Here is a 13,740-nt window from a genome sequence, read left to right as displayed (position 1 = left end):
ATGACGGCATTGCAATTGTTGTATCAGGTCAATGCGCTTGGCATGTTGCTGTGGACCGAACGCCAGGGCGATGAAGACAAACTGAAGTTCAGCCTGCGCCAACCGCTGGCCGACAAAGAGCAGTGGCTGGCGCAGCTCAAAGTGCACAAAACCGAGCTGATAGCGCTGCTGCGTGCCGCTGGCGCGGATTCGGAGCAGTTTACGCTGCCGGCCATTTACCCCGGCCTGGCCGGGCCCTGGCCTTTGTCTTATGCCCAGCAGCGACTTTGGTTTTTGCAGCAGTACCAGCAGGACAGCATGGCGTACCATATTCCGCTGCTGATCCGGCTGCCAGAAGCCAGACCACAGCAGGCACAGCAGGCGCTGAACGCCATAGTGCAGCGGCATCAGGTGCTGCGCAGCAGCATCCGCACAAGCCAGGGCCAGGCCCGGCTTGAACTGAGGGAGGCCTCAGCGCTTGAGTTTGTCGAAAAAACCACCTCAGGCGAAAGTGCCATCCACGCAGAACTGAAAGCCGAAACGGCCCGGCCTTTTGACCTGGAGCAGGATGTGCCGCTGCGCGCCTGTTATTGGCCGGACTATCAGGGCAAAGCACTCTTGATGCTGTGCCTGCACCATATAGCTTTTGATGGCTGGAGTCTGTCCTGTTTACTGCAGGAATTCAGCCAGCTGTTTGACCATTTCTGCACTGGCCGCCCCCTGGCGCTGCCCGACCTTGCGCTGCAGTACCAGGATTTTGCGTATTTTCAGCACCAACTGCTGCAGGGCGGGCTGGCTGAGCAGCAATGGGCCTTCTGGCAACAACAGCTGGATGGGCTGCAAGCGCTGGAATTACCGATGGATCATGCCCGCCCGGCCACCATTGATTACAGTGGTGCCAGCGAAACAGCGCTGTTAAGCCCGGCACAGCACCATGACTTGCTGCAGCTGGCCCGCGCTGAACACACCAGTCTGTATGCGGTGGGCTTGTCAGCCTGGCTGGTGCTGCTTGCCACTTACAGCCAGCAATGGGATGTCGTCACAGGCACAGCCGCTGCCAACCGGCATTACCAGGGCACAGAATCGCTGATAGGTTTTTTTGTCAACAGCCTGCCGGTGCGCTGCCAGCTGCAGCCAGAGCAAAGCCTGCGCCAGCTGCTGGCCCAGCTGCATCAGCAGTTGCTGCAGCTGCAGCAGCATCAGGATCTGCCCTTTGACTGGATGGTGGACCAGCTGCAACTGCCAAGAGACCCCAGCCGTCACCCGCTGTTTCAGGTGTTTTTCAGTCTGTCCCTGCAGCAGGACGACCCCCAGTCTGAGCTGGAGCTGTTGGCCCCAGAGCAGATTTACCCGGTCGCCAAATACGATTTGTCATTATTTATCAGCCAAAGCCCGGCAGGACTGGCACTGGAGCTGAATTACGCCACGGCGCTGTTTGCGCCACAGAGCGTGCGCCAGATGCTGCAGCACTACCAGCGGATTTTACAGCTGTTCCGGGAGCAGCCAGATACCCCGCTAGCACAGTTGCCGCTGTTGTCGCCGGCAGAACTGAACGAGCTGCTGTTTGACTTTAACCAGACCCGGCAGCCGCTGCCTCAGGGCGCCTCCATGCCAGTTCTGTTCTGGCAACAGGCGGCACTGCGGCCAGAGCAGCAGGCGCTCTGGTTCAATGGGGAGTCACTGAGTTACCGGCAGCTGGACCAACAAAGTTCCGCACTGGCACAGGAGCTGCGGCCAGCGCTTGCCGGTCAGACCGAGGCGATAGTGGCGCTGCTGCTGGAGCGGTCGCTGGAGCTTGTTATCGCCATTCAGGCCATTCACAAAGCCGGTGCTGCTTACCTGCCCATAGCACTGGAACTGCCGCAGCAGCGTCAGGCCTTTTTGCTGCAGGATTCGGCCGCGTCGGTGCTGCTGACCCAAAATCCGCTGCTCCCCAGACTGGCCCAACTGAATTACAGCGGTCCTGTGCTGGCGCTCGACAGCTGGCGTGCTGAGCGTTCAGCCGCTGCTCCCGCTGAGCCGCCCGGCTGGCCGGCGCCGGCCGCCCATCAGCTGGCGTACCTGATTTACACCTCAGGCACCACAGGTCAACCCAAAGGGGTGATGCTGGAGCATCAGGCGCTGCTGAACCGGCTCGACTGGATGCAACGCGCTTACCCTATAGGGCCGGGCGATAAAGTGTTGCAAAAAACCCCTTACAGCTTTGACGTGTCGGTGTGGGAGCTGCTGTGGGCCACGGCACAGGGTGCGGAAATAGTGTTGGCCCAGGCCGGTGGCCATAAAGATCCGGATTATCTGTACCAGCTGATGGAGCAACAGCAGATCACTGTGGTGCATTTTGTGCCGACCATGTTGCAGGCCTTTTTGGATGACCTGCTGTTTCGTGGCCGGCGCCTGCCAGCCAGCCTGAAGTACCTGTTTTGTTCAGGCGAAGCGCTGGCCCCAGCCACTGCCGCGCTGTTTTACCGGCTGAACAGCCAGGCGACTTTGCATAACCTGTATGGCCCCACCGAAACCGCCATCGACTCCAGCTTTTACAACTGCCAGCCTGGCGATGCGGTGGTGCCTATTGGCTACCCGGTGCAAAACACCCAGCTCTATGTGCTGAACCCGCAAGGTGGGCTGGTGCCCAAAGGGGTGGCCGGTGAGCTCTGTATTGCCGGTGCCGGGGTGGCGCGCGGCTACTTAAACCGGCCTGAGCTGAGCGCTGAACGTTTTATCCCCAACCCGTTTTTTAACCCTGAGCAGCCTGAAGCCGCCGGGCCACGGCTCTATAAAACCGGCGACCGGGTGCGGCAGCGCCAGGACGGGTGCATTGAATACCTGGGCCGTTTTGATTTCCAAATCAAATTACGGGGGATGCGTATTGAACTGGCCGAAATTGAAGCAGCGCTGTGCCAGTTGCCAGGCGTCAGCCAGGCGCTGGTGCTGCTGCAGCCTGTAGCCGGACAACAGCAGTTGATTGCGTATTGCCAAAGCCCGGCACCGCTGCAGAAGGACAGCGCCCGTCAGGCGCTGCTGCTGCAGTTGCCGGATTATATGGTGCCCGATATTTTTGTGACGCTGGAGCGTTTTCCGGTTGGCGTCAACGGCAAACTGGACCGCCAGGCCCTGCCCCCACCGCCTGTGCCGGAACGCGGCCACAGCGCCCCCGCCAACGCCACGGAGCAGCGCCTGCTTTGCCTGTGGCAACAGCTGCTTGGGACTGAGCAGTTGGGGGTGGACGATGATTTTTTCCGCTCCGGCGGCAATTCCATTCTGGCGATCCGGCTGTGCCATGCGATGTCGGAAGTCTTGGGTGGGCATTACCCGCTGGCCCGGCTGTTCCGCGATAAAAGTATCCGTCAGGTCGCCAGCCACTGGGACAGCACAGAGGCAACAGCCGAAATCCCGGCGTCCCAACCCGGACAGGACAACCCCAACAGCCTGCTGTCTTTTTCCCAGCGCCGTTTATGGTTTTTACAGCAATACGACCCCCAGAACACCGCGTACCATGTGCCGCTGTTGTTTCAGGTGCAGCAAGGCCAGCGCGCTGACTATCAGCAGGTGCTGCGTCAATTGGTGGAGCGCCAGCAGATTTTGCGTTGCCTGATCATACCGGATCAGGGCGAGGCCAGACTGGAGCTGCAGGCAAGCGACCAGTTGCAGCTGCCAGAAGTGCAGCTGCCGCCTGAAGGCCTGATGCCTTATCTGCAGCAGCTGTGCAGCACCCCTTTTGATCTGGCGCAGGAATGGCCGCTGCGGGTGCGCTGGCTGCAAAGCCCGGGGCAAGCCCCGGTGCTGCTGTTGCTGCTGCACCATATAGCTTTTGATGGCTGGAGCCAGGCCGTGCTGCAGCAGGAGCTGACTCAGTTACTGCGCCAGCAGCTGCAGCAGTGCCCGGCCCAGTTGCCGTCGTTGCCGCTGCAATACGCCGCCTATGCCAGCTGGCAGCGCCACAGTTTTGCACAGGGCAAACTCGCACCTCAGCTGCAGTACTGGCAACACCAACTGGATCAACCCGAGCCGCTGTCTTTCCCAACCGACAGAGCCAGACCAGCCCGGCTCTGCTATCAGGGGGATAACCTGATCTTTGCGGTGCCCCAGCCGCTGGCTACCGGCTTAAAACAGCAGGCCGCCCGGCTGCAGGTCAGTTTATACAGCCTGTTGTTGTCGGCTTTTGCGCTGCTGGCCGGCCGTTACAGCGGCCAGCAGGATCTGCTGATCGGCAGTCCTTTTGCCAACAGGCAACTGGCCGACAGCCAGCATTTGATTGGCTGTTTTATCAATACCCTGCCACTGCGGCTGCAATACCAGCCAGAGCAGCGCTGGTCTGACTGGGTCGCCAGGGTGGATGCCACAGTGCAGCAGGCGCAGCAGCATCAGGATCTGCCTTTTGAGCATTTGATTGAACAGTTGAACCTGCCACAGGATCCGTCGCGCCACCCGCTGTTTCAGCTGCTGTTTTCGCTGGATCAGTTCAGCCAGCAAAACACCGGCGACAGCAGCGCAGCGCTGGCGCCTTTCCTGCAGCCGATGGACCTCGGCAGCAGTTATCAGGTGGCCAAATACGATCTGTCGCTTTATCTGATCGATCAGGACACTACTTTGTCCGGTGCCCTGAATTTCAGCACCGCGTTATTTGACCGCGCCACTATGCAACGTTTTTCCGAACGTTATCTGCAGCTGTTGCAGTCGGCGCTGGACCATCAGGATGCCGCTGTGGCAGAGCTGAACTGGTGGAGCCCGGCCGACCCCATGCCAACAGCACCGGACAAAGCGTCCAGTTACCGGCCCCTGCCACAGCTGTTCAGCGCCCAGGTCCGCCGGCAACCCGACGCCATAGCCCTGGTCTGTGAGCAACAGCAATGGAGCTATCTGCAGCTGGACGAGGCGTCCAACCAGCTGGCGCATTATCTGCAGCAGTCCGGGCTGCAACCCGGCGATACGGTGGCGCTGGCACTGTCACGCAACGAACACTTAATTCTCGCCTTGCTGGCGGTGCAAAAAGCCGGCGCCGCCTATTTGCCGCTGAGCCTGGACAGCCCCATAGCCCGGCTGCAGTTTATGCTGGACGACAGCCAGAGCTGCCTGCTGCTGACCGACCAGCCGCAGCTGGCCCAACAGCTGTCCATTGACAGCTACAACCCGACAGAGCGGCTGCACCAGGGTGCAGCGAAAACCGCCTTGCCGGTGCACTGCCGGGCCGAGGCACCGGCTTACCTTATCTACACGTCGGGCACCACAGGCCAACCCAAAGGGGTATTGGTCAGTCAGGCCAGCTTCTGTGACTTTTTGCTGCACTTTCCGCTGCCCTTGCCTGCACAACAGCCCGTGCATTGCCTGTCGCTGACAGCCGCCACCTTTGATATTTTTGGTCTGGAGTATGGCCTGCCGCTGGTGCGTGGCGGCACCCTGTATTTGTCCTGCCTGGAGCAGGCCAATGCCTGCCTGGCGCAGCACAAATCCATCAATCTGCTGCAACAAACACCTTCTGTGCTGCGCACCCTGCTGGAGCTGGGCCCACCGGACCTGTCCGGCCTCTGTTGCCTGGTTGGGGGGGAAGCGCTGGACGAGGATTTAAAACAGCAGTTGTTGCAGCGGTTTGCCACAGTACTGAATGTGTATGGCCCCACCGAAACCACCATCTGGAGCAGCGTTGAACGCTGCAGCCCCGACACCCCTGCCCACTGCATTGGCCGTGCTTTGCCTCATGAAGGGCTTTATCTGTGCTCAGAGCAAGGCGAGCTGCTGCCTCCTGGTGTCATTGGTGAGCTCTGTATTGGCGGGGCCGGTGTCAGTCTGGGTTATCTGAACAGGCCCGAACTGGATCTGGAGCGTTTTGTCTACCAGGCACAACTGCAACAGCGCCTGTACCGCACCGGCGATTTAGCCCGGCAGCGGCTGGATGGCCGTTTTGACTATCTGGGCCGGCGTGATTTTCAGGTCAAGATCCGCGGCCACCGCATTGAGTTGGCCGAAATTGAACAGCAGTTGCTGCGTTACCCTGAGCTGCAGCAGGTGCTGGTGTGCCAAAGTCCGGAAGCCGAACCGCGGCTTATCGCCTATTTCCGTGCGAAACGCAGCCTCAACAGCGACAGTCTGCAGCATTTTTTAAGCCAGCAGTTACCGGCCTTTATGCTGCCGGATTGTTACCTGCAACTGGCCAGCTTTCCGCTGAACAGCAACGGCAAAATTGACCGTAAAGCGCTGCCGCTGCCTGAGCGTTCAGGCCACAGCCGCCGCGAAGCCAGTACAGAACTGGAGCTGCAATTGGTGGCTTTATGGCAACAACTGCTGGGCCAGAGACCAGGGCTGGATGATGATTTTTTCCGCCTGGGTGGCAACTCAATTAAAGCGCTGTTACTGGTGCATCAGATGAAAGCGCAGGCGGGCCTGACGGTCACAGTGGCGGATCTGTTTGAACAGCGCACTATAGCGGCCTTGCTGGCTCAACAGCAGACGGACAGCAGTGCAGCGCCAGACCGGCAGATCAGTGGCCCTGTCGCCGCTTCGGATCTGTACCTGGCGCCTTTATCTTCAGCACAACAAAGGTTTTGGTTTTTACAGCAACTGGAGCCGGACAGCGCTGTTTACCATATCCCTATGTTGCTGCAGCTGGGGCCCTGTCAGCCAGAGCGGCTGGAGCAGGCACTGCGCCGCCTGATTGAGCGCCACCAGGTGCTGGGGTCGGTGCTGCAGACAAGCAGCCAGGGAACCTGCCAGTGTTACCTGGGGCCAGCAGCTTTTGAACTTCAGCGCTGCAGGGCCGAGCCTGCCGGGCTTGCGGCCAGCTGGCAGGCCTTTATCGCCCGGCCTTTTGTGCTGGAGCAGCAACTGCCGCTACGCGCCGCACTCTGGCAGCAGGCGGACGGTCAGCACTGGCTGCTGTTAGTGCTGCACCACATTGCTTTTGATGGCTGGAGCATGGATCTGTTTTTTGCTGAACTGGATGCGTTTTACCAGGGACACCCCGACCGTCTGCCAGCACTGCCGTACCAGTACCGCGATTTTGCCCGCTGGCAACAGCAGCAATGCAAAGCTGAGCAGCTGGCGCAGCATGCGCCCTATTGGCAACAATTTATCGAGCCGGCGGCCTTGTCGCTGCCCTGCGATAAAGCCCGGCCTGCCGTTTTTGACCACAGAGGCGCTGAGATCCACTTCAGCCTGAGCCCTGAACTGACGGCCGCATTGCAGCAGCTGGCTGAACAACAGCAACTGACTTTGTACAGCCTGCTACTGAGCGCCTGGGCCATCACGTTGCAGAAACTCTGCGGCCAACAGCTGCTGCGCATCGGCACCCCAAGCGCCAACCGCCAGCTGACTGGCACTGAAGCGCTGATCGGTTGTTTTATTAACAACCTGGTGCTGCAGCTGCAGATAGAGCCCCAGATGGCGGCAGATCAGCTGATGCAACAGGCGCAGGCCCAGCTGACGCTGGCGCAGCGGCATCAGGACTTTGCCTTTGAGCAATTGGTAGAGCAGCTGCAACTGCCTGCAGACCCCAGCCGGCACCCGCTGTTTCAGGTGATGTTTTCAGTACAGAACTTTGCCGCCAAAAGTGAACAGCTCGGCTGGTTAAGCCCGGCAGAGCTACCTGAGGCCGTAGTGTCCGCCAAGGTCGATTTATCCTTGCTGCTGGAACACAGGCCACAGGGCTTGTCGGCAGTACTCAATTACGCCACCTCTTTATTCAGCGCCGAACGGGCGGCGCTGTTCCAGCGCTGTTTTGTGCAGTTGCTGCACCAACTGGTGGTCAACCCCAGTCAGGCGGTGGCGGACCTGTCACTGCTCAGTCCGGCAGAACGAAGCAATGCACTGGCCATGGGTCAGGCGCAACAAGCGCCGCAGCACAGTGGCATTGCCCGGCATTTGCTCAGCCATTTCCGTCGGACTGTTGAACGTTACCCGCAGCAGCAGGCTGTCATACTGGGGGCACAGCACCTGAGTTACCGCCAGCTGGACCAGGAGTCCAGCCAACTGGCGCACCTGCTGCGCTGCCAGGGGGTGACAGCGGGCCAGTTTGTGCCGCTGCTGCTGCCACGCAGCACCCAGATGATGGTGGCGCTGCTGGCGGTATTAAAAGTGGGTGCCGCCTGGCTGCCGCTGGAGCCCGATACCCCGACGGAGCGGCTGCAGCATATACTGCAGGATTGCCAGGCACCTTTGCTGCTCAGCCTGAGCAGCTGCGCCCCTGCCACTTCAACAGCAGTGCTTTGCCTTGATCAGCTGGATTTCAGCCATTACCCCACCAGCGCGCCTGAACTGGCGGAAGACCCAGGTGCTCTGGCCTATCTGATTTACACCTCAGGCACCACAGGCCAACCCAAAGGCGTGATGGTTGAGCATCAGGCGCTGCTGTCCACCTTGCTGGCACAGCAACAGCAGTACAGCTTTGGGCCGGATTCGGTGTTGTACCTTGGCCTGTCCTACGCCTTTGATGCGTCACTGGCGGTGATCTGGAATGCCTGGTTAGCCGGTGGCACGCTGTTGCTGACCCAGGACATTGATTTCAACCACCCGGACCTTCAGCGCGTCAGTCATTTAATTTTGTCCGGCGCCGTACTGGATGCACTCAACCCACAAGCCTTGCCTGCGCTGAACTACCTGATTTATGGCGGCAGTGCCGCCAGCCCGGCGGCCTTACAGCGTTTTGCCGAATCTGAGATCTATGTTGAATATGGTGTGACCGAAGCCGCTATTACCTCCAGCTACGGCCGGGTCAGCGCCGGTGTCGCAGGTTACGCTGGTTTCGCGTTACCAGAAACCAGCCTCTATATTCTGGATGCTGCACTGCAGCCTGTGCCTGCCGGCATCATCGGCGAGCTCTGTATAGCCGGGCCCGGTCTGGCGCGTGGTTATCTGAACCAGCCGGAACTGACGGCAGAAAAATTTATCCCCCATCCCTTTGAGCCCGGCCAGCGGCTGTACCGCAGCGGCGATTTGGCGTGCTGGCGGGCCGATGGCAGCCTGCAATTGTGTGGCCGCGCCGATCAGCAGATCAAACACCGGGGTTACCGCATTGAACTGGCTGATATTGAACAGCAGTTGCAGCTCTACCCAGCAGTGCAGCAGGTAGCGGTGATCCAATGCCATCAGAGTGGCCGGCCACAACTGCTGGCTTACCTGGTGGCTAAACCGGACGCCGGCCCTCTGGACCTGACCGCAGTACAGGCGATGCTGCGTAGCCAGTTGCCACTTTATATGCTGCCGGACCATCTGATGCAGTTAGCCGCCTTGCCGCTCAGCCGCAATGGCAAGCTGGACCCGGCCCGCTTACCAAGGCCAAGCCTCATCGACAGCTGCGAGCCGCCTGAAGGGGAAGCAGAGCTGCTGGTGGCGCGTTGCTGGCAGCAGCTGTTGCCCGGCAGCACCCCAGGCCGGAAGGATGATTTTTTCCAGAGCGGCGGCGATTCCATTCTGGCAATGCAGCTGCTGACGTTGCTGAAACAAGCGGGTGCGACCCTCTCGCTGAAGCAACTGATGCAGCTGCGTAGCCTGGCCCGTATTGCCAGTGCCTTGCAACCAGCGCAACCCCAACCTCAGAAGGTGACCGAACAGGGGTTGCTGTCCGGCGACTTCGACCTGTTGCCCATTCAGCGTTGGTTCTTCTGCCAGGTGGCGTCAGGCCGCATCGATACCCCAGCTTACTGGAACCAAAGCTTTTTGATCCGGGTGCAGCCGCTGGACCTGCAACGACTGCAGCTGGCCTGCGACCAGTTGCTGTATCAGCACGATATGCTGCGCGCCCGCTTTATCCGCACCACAGAAGGCTGGCGCCAGACGTATGGCCCGGCGCTTTCTGCACAGATCAGGCTGTTGGACCGCAGCCGCTGCACAGAACAGGAGCTGGAGCAACACTTAAGCCAGTGGCAGTCCGGTTTTGATTTAGAGCAAGGCCCGCTGCTGCAGCTGGGTTATCTGTACAACTACCCGGATGGCAGCGCCCGTATTTACCTGGCGGCCCATCATTTACTGCTGGATGCGGTCAGCTGGCGTATTCTGCTGGACGATTTAAAACAGCTGTACCATGGCACGCCGCTCGCCGATAAAACCAGCAGCTACCGCCAATGGGTGCAGGCTCAGGCAGCACTGCTGCCGCTCTATCCAGTCCAGTATTGGCAGCAACTGCTGCAGTCTGTGCCGCCTTTGCCTTTGCCTGCGCCCACCACCCAGGCCCGCCAGCAGCTGTGCTGGCCTGTGGCGGAGACCAGACTATTGCAACAACAGGCAGCGCGGCTTTCTGCTTCAGTGCAGGATCTGCTGCTGGTCGCGCTGGCACAAAGCCTGGCCCGGCTGACAGGTCAGGCACAGCAATTGATCTGGCTGGAAAGTCATGGCCGGCCTGAGCAGCAGCCGGATCCACTGCAAAGCGGCACCACACAAAGCTGTGACCTGCTCCGCACTGTAGGCTGGTTTACCAGCCTGTTCCCGCTGCGGCTGGATACGGCACAAGACCCGGCGGCCCTGTTGATGCAATGCCAGCACAGCGCCCGGCTGTCCCAACAGTATGGTCAAAGCTACCTGCAGGCCTGCTGTCTGGGGCTGGACGCTGCGGACCCCGTGGTGTACCTGAATTATTTAGGCCAGCTGGGCCAAAGTGACGATGATTGGCAACTGGCCGCCCAAAGCAGCGGCGCCAACTATCCGGCCTCGCAGCAGGCGCTGGAGCCTGTATCTGTGCTGGCGATGCAACAAAACGGTCAGCTGCATCTGGCCATCAGCAGTCTTTTTGGCGACCACTTTACCGACCAGTTGCTGCGGCAGCTGAACCAGCAGTTGCTGCAGTGGTGCCAGCAGACCTGGCCAGCACTGCCTTTGTGTTATTGGCAGTACCCTGAATTCAGCCCTTGCACAGTGCTGAACCCGGCCGGACAACACAGCCTCTTTGTATTGCCGCCCGGAGAGGGGGACCCTGAGGCCTTTTACCAGCCGCTGCTGCAGCGGCTGCCACAGACCCGCATAGTGCTGGTGCAAAACTTCTACCGTTATCTGGCTGAACAGTCGCCACAGCAAGCACAACAGCTCAGCTTCCGCAGCCTGGCGCTGCAGCTGTTGCCGTTGCTGCAGCACTGGCAACCCGCCGGGCCTTTCCATTTACTGGGCTGGAGTTTTGGTGGCGTCCTGGCGCTGGAGCTGGCCACGCTGCTGGAACAGCAGCAGTTGCCTTTGGCCTCGGTGCAGCTGATTGACGCCTATTTTGACCTGCCGAAGGCCAGAGCCAGCTCCACGGCATTGCAGCAGGCATTGCAGGGCTTTGATGCAACAACCGACATCAATGGTCGCCATCAGGCCAGCCGGCCATTGCAGCAGCAGGTCAGGCTGTACAAAGCAGCCAGGCTGTCGAAACAGCCACCCAGCGCTGTGCTGGCCGCACTGGAACAAGCTTATCTGCCGATCGCCGATAATTTTATCGGCGCCTACGCCCGCCAGGTGCAGATAGAAACCTTTGCTGCCGGGCACTTTGATGCCATGCCTGCCGAGCTGGCAGACTTATTGGCGCTTGGCTGCTCAGCCCCCTTAACGGGAGGGCAGTAAAAAGGTTTTCAGTAACACAGACCAGTCCGGCTCTTTGCCATACATGCGGATGCCGAGCTCGAAAATCCGGGCTGCTGCGGCCCGGGCCCAATACAAAAAGGCGACCAGTAGCAGCAAAGAGCCCAGCCACTGCCACCAGGCCACCTCCGTGGACGCCATTCGCATGGGCATGGCGGCGTAGCTGGTGAGGGGAAACCAGCTTAAAAACTGCATCATGCCACCTTCAATATTGTCCATGGCACTGAACACCAGAAACAAGGGTAAGCCCGGTAGAAACATCACCACAGAGCGGCTGGAATGGTTTGGATCGTCTATGGTGGCAGCAAAACCGGCCATAAAGCTGTTGATCAGCAACAGGCCCAGCATCACAAAAACCAGTGTCAGCACTATTGGCAGCGGCTGCAGCGGCACAGCAAACAAAGCTTTATCCGACAAGATACGGACCGCCTGAATAACCACCAACATAAACAAGCCGGTGGTCAACATGGTTTTCAGACAAAACAACGAAATCCCCAGAATTTTGCCGTCAATCCACTGAGACGGCGTGATCAGCGTCAGCAACTGCTCCGTCACCCGCTGCTGCTTTTCGCTGGTAATGGCGGTAAACATAAAACCAAAACCGGAAAAGACCCCAATCGACAACAGGATCAAAATGCCGCCGCCTATCAGTTGTTGTTGCTTGTTTTGTTCCCTGCTGTCTTTGTGCAGAAACTCAAACTCCGCTTTGGGCAACTGCTGCACCATGGCTTTTTGTGCCGGTTCCAGCGGCATGGCCGCAATAAGCTGTTGCTGCAGCCAACGCTGCAGCTCTGGCACCAGCTTGTCTTGCCAACTGGCGCTGTTTTGCGCCACCAGGGTCAGTTGCTGATTATCCACCAGCACCAGCAGATCCCAAACCTCACCAAGACCGGCACGGGCATTGTCCAGCGCCTCTGGCCGGATCTGGCTGATGCTGTAACCGGCCACCTTAGGCGCAGCCAGCTCAGACACCAGTGCTACTTTGTAGTCTTTATCCACCCACCCCTTGATCAGGGGCCAGGCCGACATCAGGGCCACAGTCAGTACCATCAACCCCAGACTGACCAGCTCCTGTTTCCACTTAAAATACCGCTGAAATTCAAAGACGGCGACTGTCCAACGGGTCATGCGGCTGCTCCTTTTGTGTGGGTTTGACGGGCGTTTTGTGCATTGTGTTGTGCCACAGCGGTCAGGTACAGCTGATGCAAACTGGGTTCAATGCGGCTGAAGTCGGTCAGCTCGCCTGCGCTGCCAAGCTGCTGCAACAACGGACTGACACTGACGCCAGCAGCCAGACTCAACTGAAAGGCGCTGTCAGACAGCACTTTAAGTTCAGCCACAGTGCTCAGCGCCTGCAACACTTCGGCGCGGACGGGCTGGGCAAAACTCACCGCAAACCACTGCTCTGGCGACAACTGCCGGCGAATAGCCGCCAGACTGCCCTGTGCCACCTGCTGGCCTTTATTCAGCAATAACATCTGGTCTGCCAGCCGTTCCACCAGCGCCATCTGGTGCGCGCTCAACAGCACTGTGGTACCGGCGTCACGCAGTTCGGTCAGAATAACCAGCAGGTTCTCCTGATTGACCGGGTCCAGGCCGGAAAAAGGTTCATCCAGGATCACCAGGGCTGGTTTGTGCAACAGGCAACTAATCAGCTGCACTTTTTGCTGATTGCCTTTGGAGAGCTTGCTCAGGTTGTCGTCCAGCTTATCGAGTAAATCCAGCCGGGTGCACCAGCGGTCTATTTCTGCTGCCAGCTGACGTTTGTCCAAACCGCGCAGCGCACCTATATAACTCAGGTTCTGCCGCACTGTTCTGTCGTGGTACAGCCCTCTGTCCTCCGGCAAATACCCATAACTGCGCTGCGGTAACTGCGGTACAAGCTGATGCTGCTGGTGGATCAGAATATCGCCGCTGTCAGGCCGGGTAAGCCCCACCAGCATACGGATCAACGAGGACTTGCCGGCACCATTGGGCCCCAGCAACGCAAAAATTTGCCCGGGCTCAATGGCAAAACTGATGGCCTGCACAGCGGCAACCTCACCATAGCTTTTACTGATTTGCCTGGCTTCGATATGTAACATAAATGATCCTTTTCCTTTGTTTTCCAAAACTTAACATCTTACCAACATTAACATGCCACTGTTTTTGGCGGCAATGCCTGCCCTGACCTCTGTAAAAGCTCAATTACGCAAATGCAAACAGTTTGCATTTATATTTTGCTAC

General features: G+C 59.1%; 3 protein-coding genes. 1 reads left to right on the top strand and 2 read right to left on the bottom strand.

Translation table 11 applies throughout. The annotated features are described in order from the left end of the window. The gene (locus tag WKJ04_RS04750) at positions 1–11,496 is read left to right on the top strand and encodes an amino acid adenylation domain-containing protein (RefSeq protein WP_337879350.1); all 11,496 of its coding nucleotides are present in this window, start codon (positions 1–3) and stop codon (positions 11,494–11,496) included. On the opposite strand, the gene WKJ04_RS04745 is transcribed toward WKJ04_RS04750, so the two are convergent. Together WKJ04_RS04745 and WKJ04_RS04740 are read right to left on the bottom strand one after the other, a co-directional pair. Beyond that, a complete protein-coding gene (locus WKJ04_RS04745; protein ID WP_337879349.1) occupies positions 11,479–12,642 on the bottom strand; it encodes an ABC transporter permease in 1,164 nt (387 codons plus the stop codon). The genes WKJ04_RS04750 and WKJ04_RS04745 overlap by 18 nt on opposite strands. Next, complete coding sequence (locus WKJ04_RS04740; RefSeq protein WP_337879348.1) at positions 12,639–13,598, bottom strand: ATP-binding cassette domain-containing protein; 960 nt, start codon at positions 13,596–13,598, stop codon at positions 12,639–12,641. Before WKJ04_RS04740 ends, WKJ04_RS04745 begins: the two co-directional genes overlap by 4 nt. Positions 13,599–13,740 lie beyond the last annotated feature (142 nt).

The sequence above is a fragment of the Rheinheimera sp. genome (genome assembly GCF_037442345.1).
In the GTDB taxonomy this organism is placed as follows: Bacteria; Pseudomonadota; Gammaproteobacteria; order Enterobacterales; family Alteromonadaceae; genus Pararheinheimera.
Note: the sequence above shows the minus strand (reverse complement) of the source record. Positions and strands in the feature narration are given on the sequence as shown.